The organism is Bacillus sp. EB01 (assembly GCF_000613125.1).
In the GTDB taxonomy this organism is placed as follows: Bacteria; Bacillota; Bacilli; order Bacillales; family Cytobacillaceae; genus Bacillus_D.
This window is the reverse complement of record NZ_HG964497.1, coordinates 4,189,610-4,204,221: the sequence shown is the minus strand read 5'-3', so window position 1 is coordinate 4,204,221 and position 14,612 is coordinate 4,189,610. Positions and strand designations below refer to the sequence as shown.

Here is a 14,612-nt window from a genome sequence, read left to right as displayed (position 1 = left end):
TTCTTTTGTATCTCAGGTCTTTATAATGAATAGAGAACATTAAAATCCTAGTGTAAAGCACACAGGGAAAAAAGAGAGCTTTGCTCTCCGTTAACAATTAGGAGGCATATAAAGGAATGGATCACTTTATTAAAATCCGCCGTGAACTCCATCAAATACCGGAGCTCGGTTTTCAAGAATTTAAAACCCAGGCTTACTTATTAAATTTCTTAAATTCACTTCCACAGGAAAGGCTTGTGATCAGTGAGTGGCGTACCGGTTTATTTGTACGGATAAAAGGACTTAACCCAACTAAAATAATCGGCTACAGAACAGATATCGATGGCCTTCCGATAAAAGAGGACACAGGATATCCTTTTACTTCCGTGCATGAAGGGAATATGCATGCCTGCGGACACGATTTTCATATGAGCATTGCCCTTGGATTGGTTGAGTTTTTTGTCCATAACCCTATTAATGATGATCTTTTGTTTATTTTCCAGCCTGCGGAGGAAGGTCCTGGCGGTGCTGAACCAATGCTTAAATCCGAAACGATGCAGAAGTGGCTGCCAGATATGATTCTTGCTTTACATATTGCCCCTGAATATCCGGCAGGAACAATAGCATTCAAAGAAGGCTTGCTTTTTGCGAATACTTCGGAACTCTTCGTTGATTTAAAGGGTAAAGGTGGACATGCTGCATACCCACATACAGCGAATGATATGGTTGTGGCTGCCTGTCACCTTGTTACTCAGCTTCAGACAGTTATATCGAGGAATGTTGACCCTCTTGACAGTGCTGTCATTACAATTGGAAAGATTACTGGAGGGACCGTCCAAAACGTGATTGCCGACAAGGCGCGTTTGGAAGGAACCATCAGAACACTATCGCCTGAATCGATGAAGACAGTCAAATCAAGAATCGAATCATTGGTCAGAGGGATTGAAGAGGGGTTTGCGTGTGAAGCGGTAATTGATTACGGCTCAATGTATCATCAGGTTTACAATGATCCTGCACTGGCATTGGATTTCTATGAATTTGCTTCAAACTCGGAAGATATTGAAGTGGTTCGTTGCAAGGAGGCGATGACTGGAGAGGATTTTGGTTTTATGCTCAGGGATATTCCAGGCTTTATGTTCTGGCTTGGCGTGGATTCCCCGTATGGATTACACCATGCGAAGCTTTCCCCGAATGAATCAGCAATTCCAAAGGCAATCGATCTGATTAAATCGTATATCATCTATAAATCGGGAAACTAAAAGAGTTTTTATAATATTTCCAGTGTAGGTAGGGAATGAGTGTGGATAGTTAAAGAGGATGCAAGGCTTACGGATTACATGTTAATTTTGACTTGAGAAAGCCTTGTCCTAAGATAAAGTTAGTGTAAATGATAACACCTTTTTGAACGCCATTCCGTTGTTATATTGAACAAAATGGGTGACGCATTCTCCTTCCAAATCTCTGATTTAGTGGGGGTTAGTCACCCTCTCTTTATTTCTCTCGTTTGCCTTGTTCTTCAATATATTTTTGTATGATCTCAATCGTTGCCCCACCAGTGGATATTACCATGTAACTCCGACTCCAAAAATACGGTTTCCAATAGTAGTGTCGCAAATGTTCTCCAAATTGCTTACGGATTAATCGGGAGGTTACAGTCTTAAAACTATTAATAATTTTAGAAAGTTGGACTTGCGGTGGAGCGTCAAATAAAATGTGGATGTGGTCGGGCTCTCCGTTCATTTCAATTAATTCGCAATCCCATTTTTCAAAAAGTTCAAGGGTGATTTCTTTTAACCTTTCCATCATTGGTTTGGTGATACAAGGATGACGATATTTTGTGATGACAACTAAATGATAAGTAAGTTTATATAATGCATGTCTATTCTTCTTGTATTCCGTCATTTTTCTTCTCCATCCTCTTTTACAACTAACCCTATATAATGGTATAATAGTACCATAAATTACATATTCGAGAAAGGAGGGTTCTGTGTGAAGCAGGCGAAAACCTTGCGATATAAAATTACCAATCATGCTCGTATCTTTGATACAACTTTAGAAATTTATAATCAAGCTCTTCATTTCCTGATTGATGTCATAGATAGGGAAATTCCAAACTTTAATGGTATCTCTACAAAAAGTATGGTTACGCTTGTCGAAAAGTTCATTCACCGCACCTCGCAGAATCCTCAACCAAAATACCCCGAATTCAACCAAACGTTTTATAAGTTTCCGTCTTACTTCCGTCGTTCAGCCATCGCTTCCGCCTATGGTAAAGTAAAAAGCTATCGTTCATTACTTCAAAATTGGCACCAGGAAAAAGAACTGGCTCATCAAGAAGGAAAGACCCTTAAAAAGAATCCACCTTCTTTAACTCTTGACCACCATGAGTTTCCCGTCTTTTATAAAGGAAATATGTTCGAACGGACTGGTGATTGCTCAGCCCGTATTAAGGTATTTCATCAAAGTGATTGGGTTTGGATGGACATTCAGTTTAAAGGACAAGACCTTTACAAGCGGGATGTGTGGGATTGGAAGGAATGCAACCCAAAACTCGTTAGGGTGGGGAAGAAATACTTCCTGAACATCTCGTATGAGAAGGATATTAAGCTAAATAAAACGAAAACCAAGGACCGAATTGTATGTTCCGTGGACTTGGGGTTGACCAACTCGGCTGTTTGTTCCTTTATCGATGCAAACGGAACTGTCATGGCTCGGAAGTTTATTAACCAAGCCAAAGAAAAAGACCGCCTGTATCGACTGAAGAACAAACTGAAAAAGGCACAGCGGAAGTCAGGAAAGATAGGAGCACCAAACTTTTGGAGAAGAATCCGTGGTTTACAAACCCATATCATTCATGACACATGCCACATTATTGTCGGGTTTGCCAAACAACACGGGGCCGACGTCATCGTATTTGAGTACTTGAAAAAAATGAAAGTTCCGAAAGGATTCTACGGAGCGAGGCGGCTGCGCTTCAAACTCCACTACTGGCGGAAAACGGCAATTCAAAACAAAGTAACCGAGATGGCTCATTATAACGGGATGCGCATATCCCGTATCAACGCCCGTAATACCAGTGTGTTGGCCTTCGATGGAAGCGGATTTGTCTCCCGGAACCAAAAGAAAGACCTTGCCACGTTCACCACTGGCAAAGTCTATCATGCAGACCTTTCTGCTTCCTACAATATCGGTGCAAGGTACTTTATCCGTGAACTCACAAAACCCTTTTCAGAAATGGAAAGGTTGTCCCTTCAGGCAAAAGTCCCTGAATTGGCAAAAAGGACATTGCAGACTTTGGCTTCATTAAGTAGTCTTCACTCGGCGTTCCAGACAAAAGCGTTGTCTCACAGCTAGTATAGACTGTATTTAAGTCAAATGAAGCACCTTCCAAGTGCGGGGCATTTGGTGGGTGAGGTTTACGAAGAGGGAGTCGCTCTAAGAGGCTTGTTCATAATTAACCCTGAAGGAGAACTGATGTATCAACTTGTAAATCATAACAATATCGGCCGTGATGTTGATGAAACACTAAGGGTACTCCAGGCGCTTCAAACAGGAGGCCTATGCCCCGCTAACTGGAAACCAGGGAAAAAAACGCTTTAAACCACTGAATGTCAGTGCTTTGCAACAAATCAAAGACCTAACCTGCAGAATGGTAGGTCTTTTTTGGGGAAAAGAGAACAATCATGGAGGTGGTTTTGTTGAAATTACGCCAACAAATGCCGGCGCTATCCGGGGCAACGGAATGGCTGAATGGTAAAGTAACCAGGGAAGAGCTAGTGGGGGAAAAACCAACCGTGTTTCACTTCTGGTCGGTTAGCTGCCATCTCTGTAAGGAGGCAATGCCACAGGTCAATCAATTCCGTGACACTTATAAGGATAAGCTAAATGTTATTGCTGTCCATATGCCCAGGTCCGAAGCTGATCTCAATATAGACGAAATCAAAAAAGTAGCAGGGGAACATGGGATTAACCAGCCGATTTTTGTTGATAGCGAGCATATACTGGCTGAGGAATTTGAAAATCAGTATGTACCAGCTTATTACGTCTTTGACCGTGAAGGCAAACTCCGCCATTTTCAGGCTGGAGGAAGCGGTATGAAAATGCTGGAAAAGCGCGTCAACAAGATACTGGATGAGATGGAAAATACAGATTGAATGTATATTGACTGGCCAGGGTGCCAGTCTTTTTCTTTTGAGATTAATGAAGGAGGGTAAGCCATAATTTTTCGTGCTTTTCCCGTCTTCATAAACCCAAATGAAGGGGGGTAAGCCATCATTTTTCATGCTGTTCTTGTCTTCATAGGCTAAATTAAGGAGGGTGAGCCACCATTTTTTATGCTTTTCCCGTCTTCATAAGCCCAAATGAAGGAGGGCAGGCCATTATTTTTTGTACTGTTCTTGTCTTCATAAGCTAAATGAAGGATGGCAAGCAACCATTTTTTATGTTTCTCTCATATTCAACCTAAAGGGAGCTTTAAATGGGACTGTCACAACGTCCCGGCCAACACGTCTAATCAATAAATGGACATGGAGAGTGACATTTATGGCTGTGATAAAAAGGTTTTTCTTTCTTTTAGTTTCCTTATTACTAGCTATTTTAGTGTCCTGCAGTTCGAGTGATACCTCGGAGAGCGGCATGGATAGGGCGGATAGTGGAAAAAGCGAAAAAGGTGTCAGCGGGAATGAGATAGGAGAGGTAGAACGGAATAATGCCTCTAAAGATTCAACAGATAGTGCTTCACCCGAGGGAAATGAACTGGCAGATAGAGATGTTGCGAGCGAGAAAGGTAGAATGGTTATTCATGAAGCAGAGCTTCATTTACGAGTAAAGGACTTTGCTGAAGCACAGCAATCCCTTGAAACAAAAGCTAAACAATACGGAGGCTTTATTGTTGATTCTACAGTATCCAGGGATGGCGGGGAAGGAATGAGCGGGGCAGTAACAATTCGAGTCCCAGCATCACAATTTGAAAAATTCCTTCATGAAGCCGAAAAGGAAGCAGCTGAAGTAATTGAACGGGTTGTCCGGGGTGATGATGTAACCGAAGACTATGTGGATCTAGAATCAAGGCTCAAATCAAAGCGTGCAGTAGAGGCGAGGCTCCTTGATTTCATGAAGGGGGCCGAAAGAACCGAGGACCTTTTAAAAATATCTTCTGATCTGGCAGTTGTACAGGAGGAAATTGAGCAGTTAGTTGGAAAAATGAAATACTTAAAAGACAGGGCTTCTCTTTCTACTATTACCATTTCTTTTTTTGAAACAAAAGTTGTCGTTAGTGGAACTACACCAAAGGAACTTAATACATGGGAGAGGACAAAGAAGCAATTCTTAAGCAGTGTCAATATGCTGCTCTCGTGGATTTCCGGATTCATTGTTTTTTTCTTTGGGAACTTGCCGATTATTCTCGGTCTCGCAGCAGCTGGGTTTATACTTTTTATTAGTGTTAAGAAGCTGTTCCGTGATAAAGGGTAACCTGGGTTTACCAGCTATAATTCCTCCGTTTGAAGAAACTGAAAGGGTAAACAACATTGATTTTTTTTGGTACTATGTAAGAAAGATAGTGAAGGCATTGGAGGAATTTCGGTGAAAAAAGATTTTGCAGTCATTGGGCTGGGAAGGTTCGGAGGGAGTATATGCAAAAGACTCTCTGAATTGGGAATGGAGGTCCTGGCAATTGACAACAACGAGGATAGAGTAAACGAATATGCTTCAATTGCTTCGCACGCGGTTGTAGGTGATTCAACGGATGAAGCGGTTTTGAAAGGCCTTGGAATCAGAAATTTTGACCATGTAATCGTTGCGATCGGTGATAATATCCAGGCGAGTATTCTGACGACACTAATTCTTAAGGAACTAGGGGTGCGTCATATTACTGCGAAAGCTCTAAGCGATTATCATGAGAAGGTTTTAGTGAAAATTGGAGCGGATGTGGTCGCGCACCCTGAACGTGATATGGGAATCCGGATTGCAAATACAATCTCGACGAATAATGTTCTTGATTATATTGAATTATCCGACCACCACAGTATTGTGGAAATTGTGGCTAATGAAAAGCTGGGTGGCAATACAATCCTCGGTCTTAATATCCGAGCCAGATACGGTTTGAATATTGTTGCAATCAAACGGGGCACTGATATCATAGTTTCTCCGCAGGCGAGCGAAAGAATTTGGTTAGGGGATATACTGATCGTGATTGGATCGGATGATGATATTGAAAGGTTCAGACATAAAGAGATGGAATAACAATAAAAAAGGAGAAGCCTATTTTATTTAGGTTTCTCCTTTTATTAGCTATTCAATAAATTAAACGTCACCGGTAAGAGTTACCACTCCGGTTCTTAAATTTCCATGATTATTGGCAAAATCATTGGACGGCGCTTAGTCTTTTCGTAAAGGAAAGGTCCAAGCGTGTCAGTGATTTCATTTTTAATCTCAGACCACTGTGTGGTTTTGCGTTCCATGATTTTATTCAGGTGCTTCGAAATCAAGCTTTGGGCATCATTGATTAAGTCGCCGGATTCTCTCATATATACAAAACCCCTAGAGATAAGATCCGGTCCAGCAACAATCTTGAATTCCTTCATATTGATGCTGACTACAACGACTACGAGGCCTTCTTCAGAAAGAATCCTTCTATCCCGAAGAACAATATTTCCAATATCCCCGATGCCGCTTCCATCGATATAGACAGAACCGGAAGGAATTTTACCTGCTATTTGAGCAGTATCTTCGGAAAGGGCTAGCACTTCACCGTTATCCATAATGAAGCAATTTTCTTCAGGTACACCACAATCAACCGCAAGCTTTGAATGCATCCGCTGCATTCTGTATTCACCGTGGATCGGCATAAAGAATTTTGGCTTGATGAGGCGGAGCATTAGTTTCTGCTCTTCCTGTCCACCGTGACCTGATGTGTGAATATTACTGAGTTTTCCGTGAATGACATCTGCACCCGCCCGGAAAAGCATATTGATTGTGCGGCTTACACTGATTGTATTACCAGGGATTGGTGAAGACGAGAACACAACCGTATCCCCAGGGATAATTTGAATTTGCCTGTGTGTACCATTTGCAATTCTTGAAAGAGCTGCCATCGGTTCGCCCTGGCTTCCGGTACACAAAATGGTTACTCGATTGGCAGGGAGCTTGTTGATGGTCTGAGCATCAATAAAAGTCTCCTTAGGTGCGCGAATATAGCCAAGCTCTTGTCCGATATTAATGGCGGCTTCCATGCTTCTGCCGAATACTGCAACTTTTCGGCCGTTGGCGACTGCCGCTTCCACAACCTGCTGCAGCCTGTGGATATTTGAAGCAAATGTAGCGAAAATGATCCTTCCGTCTACCTTCATAAAGATATCATCAATGCTTTCGCCAACTTTGCGCTCGGACATGGTAAAGTCAGGTATTTCACTGTTGGTACTATCAGAAAGGAGGCAGAGCACGCCTTCTTTGCCTATTTCAGCCATTTTTGTCAAGTTCGCTGGCTCACCAACAGGAGTGAAATCAAATTTGAAATCTCCGGTATGGACAACTTGTCCATTCGGAGTTTTAACAACTATCCCATAAGAATCCGGAATGCTGTGTGTTGTTCTGAAGAACGTAACAGAAGTTTTCCTGAATTTAATAATGTCGTCTTCCTTGATTTCAATAAGTTTGGCGGTCCTTAATAATCCATGCTCTTCCAGCTTATTTCTAATAAGGCCGAGTGCAAGTTTACCACCGTATATCGGAATGTTGACCTCTTTTAAAAGGTAAGGAATACCGCCAATGTGATCCTCATGGCCATGGGTAATGAATAGTCCTTTTATTTTATCTTCATTTTTTACAAGATAGGAATAATCAGGTATAACATAGTCAATTCCTAGTAATTCGTCTTCCGGAAACTTAACTCCGGCATCAATAACGATAATCTCATCCTGAAACTGTACAGCATACGTATTTTTCCCAATCTCGCCAAGCCCGCCAAGTGCGAAAACAGCGGTTTGGTCATTCTTAACAAATTTCATAAATTATCAAATCTCCAATACATTAAAGTCTTCTTTTTGTTTTTCGTACTCCAGGTGGGCACCGCTTACAGATTGTACAAATTCAATGTTATAGCCCCGGTCGGAAATCTTTTTCCTGACGTCTCTTTCAGAATCTCCCTCGATATAGAGGGATTTAGTTTTTTCCCTTACCGGAACCTCGTTCAGACTCTCCTGGTAGTAAATCTTGAATAGCATTATAAATCGCTCCTGTCTCCAAAATAACTTGTCTATTTTCTCTTATAGAAATGCATAGTTTTTTCTTGGTTATGCATTCTACTTAGCCTAAATTCAACATTGCATTGCCAGAAACCAGAGGTCAAGCTATTGGCGAGTATTTTATTTGGTTTTTCCTTATTCTTCATTTATTTCCGGTGATAGCCGGATTATAAAGGAACAATTGCTAAATTTTCACTACTGCTTTTCAATTTACAATAAGGAAGGAGCCCTTCGCAAGTTTGAAGGGCTCAAAACATTAGGCAATGGATTTTTTTCTGAGTAATTCTTTCCACTGTTTTAAAAGCTTCTTTCTTAGCTTCTTTAACATAGTGGATCATCTCCTTACCTTATATTTTAAACTATCCTTGTCCAAAGTAAAGCAGGGCAAGCAGATTGTCGCCAAATTTTTGTTTTTTTGGGCATTCAGTCCGTTTTGTTACTATTAGTATATGTTGATTTGGATGATATTTTCATGGTTAATCATGGAATTGGCAGTTGTTAACAAATTGTCAAATATAAATATTTTAAAAATAAAGTTAATCATTAGTTAGCCTAACTAAAAATAAAACTGCCGGCAGATGATCCCGGCAGTTTCCCATGAGTTACCTTTCAATTGGAATGGCATTATCAATCGGCTTGTGTGGGTCATTTTTGTTAATGTGGTCATAGAACAAAACGCCATTCAGGTGGTCGATTTCATGCTGGAAAACTACAGCAATCATTCCTTTTAAGCGTAACTTTATTTCTTTTCCATCTGAGTCGAATGCCTTGACGGTAATTCTTGCGTGCCGTGGGACAAAGCCAGGGTGTGGTTCATCCACGGATAAACATCCCTCCCCAGAAGTCAAATATGACTTCTCAACGGAATGGCTGACAATCTTCGGATTGAAAAGGGCGTAACTATGAAGATTGCCTTTTTCGTCATGGGCATGAACCGCTATCATCCTTTTTAATACATTAATTTGTGGTGCAGCTAACCCAATACCTGGTCTCAGGCTATATTTTTCAGCGATTTCCGGATTTTGGCTATTAATAACGTATTCAAGCATGCTTGCAAGAATTCGTTTTTCATCCTCACTTGGCGGCATTGCTACTTCCTCTGCAGGTAACCTTAGAGAAGGATGTCCATCACGGATGATATCTTCCATTGTTATCATATTTTTCACTCCTGTAAACCAGATGCTTTATAAGTACGCTTTCCGGAGAACCGGGAAAGCTGTTCTTACCTAAGTCTATCAAAGATTCTTTAAAAAGTTAATTTAAATGGGAATAAGAAAAGAGAAGGCAAGCACCCTCTCTTCTTTTCACTTATAACCAGGCGCAACCCACGATAATCAGCAGGATGAACAGGACTACAATTAATGCAAAGCCTCTGCCAAAGCCAACTCCGCCAACTCCGCCCGGATATCCGTATCCGCAATGCCCATAATAACCGTACATTCAAGACCCTCCTCATAAATTTGCCTCCCATGGACAAAAGCCCCGGGGGATTATTACAGCCTATGCAGAAACAGAATAAAAGTTTGGGCCGATGCCCAGACATACATTCTTCTTGGCCCGAATATCTTAAATATGGACAAGCTGAATCGACGGAAGTTGTCAAAAACGGCAAGTACCGATATAGTATAAGTGTTATGATAGGAGGGTATTAACGTGAAATTTTCCTCACTGAAATTCTTGCGGATTGTTTTCTGCCTGGTTCTTCCTTTAGTTTTGCTGGCTGGATGCCTTGGCCAAAAATCTCCTGCTGAACAAATCTATGATGTTATGGAAAAGGCCGTTGCTGCCGAGAAAAAATTTGAGGAGCAACAGGCACCTTTAGTTGAGCTGGAAAAGAAGGAAAAAGAGCTTTTTGATCAAATCGTGGAAATTGGACAGAAGGAATTCGACCAAGTGGAGAAGCTGTCCAATGATGCGTTGAAGCTTGTGGATAAAAGGAAAGAACATATAGCTCTTGAAAAGGAAAGCCTTGACGAATCCCGCAAACAGTTTGGTGCAGCAGCAGATCATCTGAAGGAAATAAAAGATCCGAAATTAAAAGAAAAAGCAGAATTGGTCGTTGCGACAATGAAAGAAAGATATTCGGCGCATGAAAAGCTGTACAAAGAATATATGATTGCAATTGAAAATGACCAAAAGCTGTATACTTTACTCAAAACCAAGGATGTCAACCTTAAGGTTCTCGAAGGCCAGATTACCTCGGTGAACGGGTCATATACAAAAGTTTTGGAAGCCAATAAGCAATTCAATGAATTGACGGAAAAATACAACCAGGAAAAGCTATCTTTCTTTAAATTAGCGGGTCTTGAAGGTAAAAACGAATCTTAAGACAGCCAGGGTTACTGGCTGTCTTCTTTTTTAGTATAATTTTTTATGGATACAAAGTGAAACAGGTGTATGGTAATCAATGATACAGTTTGCGATAAAGCGAAATTATATTCCAATATTGATATAGTGACAAATTTGTGAAGCAATATGATTGACGGGTTTATTGAATATGTTGTACACTCGATTTGCAGGTAAGAGTTGTATCAATGTGATGGGGGTTCTAGACTGGTACAGAATCCGAAGCTTGCCAATATCCAAATTTGTGTTTTTCGGGTACAAGAATGTGGAACACTACATAAAGATGTATGCGAATGCCCTTAAAGTTGTACCAGTATAGGGCTTCTGTCAGATTTTTTCTAAATATGACGGGAAGACGTCTTTAAATTGATTTTATGGGTATCATAAGCAAGTATTTTAATTCCCATTAAATAACGATTGCTCGAAATGAAAAAACTAATTTGGACATTATATTTTTAAACAAAGAAAGGAAAGGTGACCAAGATGGCTTCTAAAACTAAGAATGCCCAATTCGATGCCAAAAAAACGCTCGAATCAGTAGAGCAGCAATTCGAAACACTTCAAATCCTTAATGAAGAAGGAGAAGTTGTTAATGAAGCGGCAATGCCTGACCTGAGCGATGAACAGCTCCAGGAATTAATGCGCCGTATGGTTTATACACGTATTCTTGATCAGCGTTCGATCTCCCTAAACCGCCAGGGCCGCCTGGGATTCTATGCACCAACAGCGGGACAGGAAGCTTCCCAGCTTGCTTCACAATTTGCCCTTGAAAAAGAAGACTTTATCCTTCCTGGGTATCGAGATGTTCCTCAGATTGTTTGGCATGGTTTACCACTTTACCAAGCATTCCTATGGTCCCGTGGCCATTTTGAAGGCATGAACGTTCCTGAAGGCGTAAACGTGCTTCATCCACAAATTATCATTGGTGCCCAGTATGTACAAACAGCAGGTGTTGCACTTGGCATGCAGAAGCGTGGACAAAAATCAGTTGCGATTACGTATACAGGTGATGGCGGTACTTCGCAGGGTGATTTCTATGAAGGTATCAACTTTGCGGGTGCATTTAAATCTCCAGCAATCTTTGTTATCCAAAACAACCAATTCGCGATTTCAACACCGCGTGAAAAGCAAACAGCTGCTAAAACACTTGCTCAAAAGGCAGTTGCAGCTGGAATTCCTGGCGTAATTGTGGACGGTATGGATCCACTTGCTGTTTACAAAGCTACACGTGATGCGCGTGACCGTGCGGTTAACGGTGAAGGCCCAACCCTGATTGAAACAATTACGTACCGTTATGGCCCACATACCATGGCAGGTGACGATCCAACAAGGTACCGTACAAAAGACCTTGATAATGAGTGGGAAAAGAAAGATCCTCTTGTCCGTTTCCGTACATTCCTTGAAAAGAAAGGAATCTGGAACGAAGAGAAGGAAACTGAAGTAATTGAAAAGGCTAAAGAAGATATTAAAGAGGCAATCAAAAAAGCCGATGCGGCACCAAAGCAAAAAGTTACAGACCTAATGTCAATTATGTTTGATGAGATGCCTCATTACCTAAAAGAACAATATGAAGTTTACAAAGCAAAGGAGTCGAAATAAGCCATGGCGCAAATGACAATGATTCAAGCAATTACTGATGCATTGCGCACAGAATTGCGTAACGATCCGAATGTACTAGTATTCGGTGAGGATGTGGGCGTAAATGGCGGTGTATTCCGTGCAACGGAAGGCCTTCAAAAAGAATTTGGCGAAGACCGCGTATTTGACACTCCGCTTGCGGAATCAGGAATTGGCGGCCTGGCTGTCGGCCTTGCTTTACAAGGATACCGTCCCGTTCCAGAAATCCAGTTCTTCGGCTTTGTTTTCGAAGTCATGGATTCAATTGCCGGCCAATTGGCGCGTATGCGGTACCGTTCAGGAGGCCGTTACACTTCACCTGTAACAATCCGTTCTCCTTTTGGTGGTGGCGTACATACTCCAGATATGCACGCAGATAGCCTTGAAGGGCTGATGGCTCAAACACCAGGTGTTAAAGTTGTTATCCCTTCAACTCCGTATGATGCAAAAGGTCTGTTGATTTCATCTATCCGTGATAATGACACGGTCATTTTCTTGGAGCATATGAAGTTATACCGTTCTTTCCGCCAGGAGGTTCCTGAAGAGGAGTACACAATTCCTCTAGGGAAAGCTGATATAAAGCGCGAAGGTAAAGACATAACAATTGTAACGTATGGTGCAATGGTTCATGAATCATTGAAAGCTGCAGAGGAGCTTGAAAAAGAAGGCCAATCTGCAGAAGTTATCGATCTTCGTACTGTTTGGCCAATTGACATTGAAACAATCATTGCATCAGTTGAGAAGACAGGCCGTGTGATTGTTGTCCAGGAAGCTCAGAAGCAGGCGGGTATAGCAGCTCAGGTAGTCGCGGAAATCAACGACCGTGCGATTCTTAGCCTTGAAGCACCTGTATTGCGTGTTGCAGCACCTGATACAGTATTCCCATTCCCGCAAGCTGAAGCAGCATGGCTTCCAAATTATAAAGATATTATCGAAACAGCCAAAAAGGTTCTTTCATTCTAATTGAGGAAAATACCGCGTTTTATGCAGGCCTGACCGCTTCTGTTAGGGCTGTCCTTGATTGTAGCGGCAGGCTTGCGAAAATTTTAGGAGGGTGAATTCATGTCATTCCAATTCAAAATGCCTGACATCGGTGAAGGCATTCATGAAGGAGAAATCGTCAAATGGTTTGTAAAGCCAGGCGATAAAGTACAGGAAGACGATGTTCTTTGTGAAGTACAAAACGATAAAGCTGTTGTTGAAATTCCGTCTCCAGTAGAAGGAACTGTTCTTGATGTAATGGTCGGTGAAGGTACAGTTGCAACTGTTGGACAAGTACTAATAACTTTTGATGCACCTGGATATGAAAATATGTCATTCAAAGGTGACGAGGCTGATGAAGCTCCTGCACAGGAGAAAACAGAAGCTCAGGTCCAATCCACTCTTGAAGCAGGACAGGATATTAAAAAAGAAGAGGCTAAGACTCCTGAGGCAACTGGCGCAACAGGCGCTGGCGCAGCGGCAACTCCACAGGTTGAAGTTGACCCTGACCGCAGGATAATTGCAATGCCTTCTGTACGGAAATACGCTCGTGAAAAAGGCGTGGATATCCGTATGGTAGCTGGTACTGGAAACAACAGCCGAGTTCTGAAAGGCGATATCGATACTTTCCTTGCAGGCGGCCAGGCTTCCCAAGCTCCTGCACAAGCAGCACCTGCTGCACAAGCTGCTGAAGCAAAAGAAGAAACTAAAGCGGCAGCTACAGTTGTTCCAGAAGGACAGTACCCTGAAACAAGGGAAAAAATGAGCGGAATAAGAAAGGCTATTGCAAAAGCAATGGTTAATTCCAAGCATACTGCTCCACATGTTACTCTTATGGATGAAGTTGATGTTTCGAAGCTTTGGGATCATCGTAAAAAGTTCAAAGAAGTAGCTGCCCAAAAAGGCATTAAGCTCACATTCTTACCTTATATCGTTAAGGCTTTGACAAGTGCATTGCGTGAATTCCCAGCGTTGAATACATCATTAGATGATGAAACCAGTGAAATCATTCATAAGCATTACTACAATATTGGTATTGCAGCAGATACTGAAAAAGGTTTGTTGGTACCAGTAGTTAAAGATGCGGACCGCAAGTCAGTCTTCTCCATCTCTAATGAAATTAATGAGCTTGCAGGAAAGGCACGTGATGGCAAGCTTGCACCAAACGAAATGAAAGGTGCTTCTTGTACAATTTCAAATATCGGATCTGCTGGAGGCCAATGGTTTACTCCAGTAATCAACCATCCGGAAGTAGCAATCCTTGGTGTAGGCCGAATTGCGGAAAAACCAATTGTGAAAAATGGTGAAATTGTACCTGCGCGCGTACTTGCTTTGTCGCTAAGCTTCGACCACAGGATGATTGATGGTGCAACTGCACAAAATGCATTGAACCATATCAAACGTTTATTGAACGATCCAGAACTCTTGTTAATGGAGGGGTAAAAC

General features: G+C 41.7%; 14 protein-coding genes and 1 pseudogene. 10 read left to right on the top strand and 5 right to left on the bottom strand.

Going from position 1 to position 14,612, the window contains the following annotated elements; all coding sequences use genetic code 11:
- The first annotated feature begins 116 nt into the window (after positions 1-116).
- On the top strand, positions 117-1,238 hold the full coding sequence (locus TY16_RS19640; protein ID WP_043933498.1) for an N-acetyldiaminopimelate deacetylase: 1,122 nt from the start codon (positions 117-119) through the stop codon (positions 1,236-1,238).
- Between the two features lie 232 nt (positions 1,239-1,470).
- Here TY16_RS19640 and tnpA read toward each other — a convergent pair whose 3' ends face one another.
- Positions 1,471-1,881: an IS200/IS605 family transposase gene (gene tnpA / locus TY16_RS19635; protein WP_043933497.1), complete on the bottom strand. Its 411-nt coding sequence runs from the start codon at positions 1,879-1,881 to the stop codon at positions 1,471-1,473.
- An 87-nt stretch (positions 1,882-1,968) separates the two neighbouring features.
- Between tnpA and TY16_RS19630 the strand changes: the two genes are divergently transcribed.
- From TY16_RS19630 to TY16_RS19610, 5 genes and pseudogenes are all read left to right on the top strand, one after another.
- The gene (locus TY16_RS19630; RefSeq protein ID WP_043933496.1) at positions 1,969-3,333 is read left to right on the top strand and encodes an IS200/IS605 family element transposase accessory protein TnpB; all 1,365 of its coding nucleotides are present in this window, start codon (positions 1,969-1,971) and stop codon (positions 3,331-3,333) included.
- Between the two features lie 12 nt (positions 3,334-3,345).
- Positions 3,346-3,579: pseudogene (locus TY16_RS19625) on the top strand (peroxiredoxin); the annotation flags it as partial.
- Between the two features lie 98 nt (positions 3,580-3,677).
- Positions 3,678-4,133 (top strand): TlpA family protein disulfide reductase, encoded by a 456-nt coding sequence (locus TY16_RS19620; protein ID WP_043933495.1) that lies wholly within the window; start codon positions 3,678-3,680, stop codon positions 4,131-4,133.
- A gap of 388 nt (positions 4,134-4,521) precedes the next feature.
- The gene (locus TY16_RS19615) at positions 4,522-5,451 is read left to right on the top strand and encodes a DUF4349 domain-containing protein (RefSeq protein WP_043933494.1); all 930 of its coding nucleotides are present in this window, start codon (positions 4,522-4,524) and stop codon (positions 5,449-5,451) included.
- Positions 5,452-5,562: 111 nt separating this feature from the next.
- A complete protein-coding gene (locus tag TY16_RS19610) occupies positions 5,563-6,222 on the top strand; it encodes a potassium channel family protein (protein WP_043933493.1) in 660 nt (219 codons plus the stop codon).
- A gap of 95 nt (positions 6,223-6,317) precedes the next feature.
- Here TY16_RS19610 and rnjA read toward each other — a convergent pair whose 3' ends face one another.
- The 4 genes from rnjA to TY16_RS25870 form a co-directional block, all read right to left on the bottom strand.
- Entirely contained in the window at positions 6,318-7,985 is a 1,668-nt protein-coding gene (gene rnjA, locus TY16_RS19605; RefSeq protein WP_043933492.1) for a ribonuclease J1, read from the bottom strand.
- Between the two features lie 6 nt (positions 7,986-7,991).
- Positions 7,992-8,201 carry a DNA-dependent RNA polymerase subunit epsilon gene (locus tag TY16_RS19600; protein WP_043933491.1) on the bottom strand — a complete coding sequence of 70 codons (210 nt, stop codon included), beginning with the start codon at positions 8,199-8,201 and terminating at the stop codon, positions 7,992-7,994.
- Positions 8,202-8,824: 623 nt separating this feature from the next.
- Positions 8,825-9,379: a peptide deformylase gene (gene def, locus TY16_RS19595; protein ID WP_043933490.1), complete on the bottom strand. Its 555-nt coding sequence runs from the start codon at positions 9,377-9,379 to the stop codon at positions 8,825-8,827.
- 151 nt (positions 9,380-9,530) lie between these two features.
- Positions 9,531-9,662, bottom strand: coding sequence for a YjcZ family sporulation protein (locus tag TY16_RS25870; RefSeq protein ID WP_081773043.1), 132 nt, complete (start codon positions 9,660-9,662; stop codon positions 9,531-9,533).
- A gap of 213 nt (positions 9,663-9,875) precedes the next feature.
- On the opposite strand from TY16_RS25870, the gene TY16_RS19590 reads away from it, so the two are divergent.
- The 4 genes from TY16_RS19590 to TY16_RS19575 all read left to right on the top strand — a co-directional run bounded on the left by TY16_RS19590 (position 9,876) and on the right by TY16_RS19575 (position 14,609).
- The gene (locus TY16_RS19590) at positions 9,876-10,550 is read left to right on the top strand and encodes a YkyA family protein (protein WP_043933489.1); all 675 of its coding nucleotides are present in this window, start codon (positions 9,876-9,878) and stop codon (positions 10,548-10,550) included.
- A 501-nt stretch (positions 10,551-11,051) separates the two neighbouring features.
- Positions 11,052-12,167, top strand: coding sequence for a pyruvate dehydrogenase (acetyl-transferring) E1 component subunit alpha (pdhA, locus tag TY16_RS19585; protein WP_043933488.1), 1,116 nt, complete (start codon positions 11,052-11,054; stop codon positions 12,165-12,167).
- 3 nt (positions 12,168-12,170) lie between these two features.
- Positions 12,171-13,148, top strand: coding sequence for an alpha-ketoacid dehydrogenase subunit beta (locus tag TY16_RS19580; protein WP_043933487.1), 978 nt, complete (start codon positions 12,171-12,173; stop codon positions 13,146-13,148).
- Positions 13,149-13,247: 99 nt separating this feature from the next.
- Positions 13,248-14,609 (top strand): dihydrolipoamide acetyltransferase family protein, encoded by a 1,362-nt coding sequence (locus tag TY16_RS19575; RefSeq protein ID WP_043933486.1) that lies wholly within the window; start codon positions 13,248-13,250, stop codon positions 14,607-14,609.
- The last annotated feature ends 3 nt before the right edge of the window (positions 14,610-14,612 follow it).

Excerpts from the sequence above, each read along its gene's own strand:
- TY16_RS25870 (WP_081773043.1), bottom strand. The coding sequence starts at position 9,662 with ATGTACGGTTATTATGGGCATTGCGGATACGGATATCCGGGCGGAGTT.
- TY16_RS19600 (WP_043933491.1), bottom strand. The coding sequence starts at position 8,201 with ATGCTATTCAAGATTTACTACCAGGAGAGTCTGAACGAGGTTCCGGTA.
- TY16_RS19575 (WP_043933486.1), top strand. The coding sequence starts at position 13,248 with ATGTCATTCCAATTCAAAATGCCTGACATCGGTGAAGGCATTCATGAA.
- tnpA (WP_043933497.1), bottom strand. The coding sequence starts at position 1,881 with ATGACGGAATACAAGAAGAATAGACATGCATTATATAAACTTACTTAT.
- TY16_RS19615 (WP_043933494.1), top strand. The coding sequence starts at position 4,522 with ATGGCTGTGATAAAAAGGTTTTTCTTTCTTTTAGTTTCCTTATTACTA.
- def (WP_043933490.1), bottom strand. The coding sequence starts at position 9,379 with ATGATAACAATGGAAGATATCATCCGTGATGGACATCCTTCTCTAAGG.
- rnjA (WP_043933492.1), bottom strand. The coding sequence starts at position 7,985 with ATGAAATTTGTTAAGAATGACCAAACCGCTGTTTTCGCACTTGGCGGG.
- pdhA (WP_043933488.1), top strand. The coding sequence starts at position 11,052 with ATGGCTTCTAAAACTAAGAATGCCCAATTCGATGCCAAAAAAACGCTC.
- TY16_RS19580 (WP_043933487.1), top strand. The coding sequence starts at position 12,171 with ATGGCGCAAATGACAATGATTCAAGCAATTACTGATGCATTGCGCACA.
- TY16_RS19640 (WP_043933498.1), top strand. The coding sequence starts at position 117 with ATGGATCACTTTATTAAAATCCGCCGTGAACTCCATCAAATACCGGAG.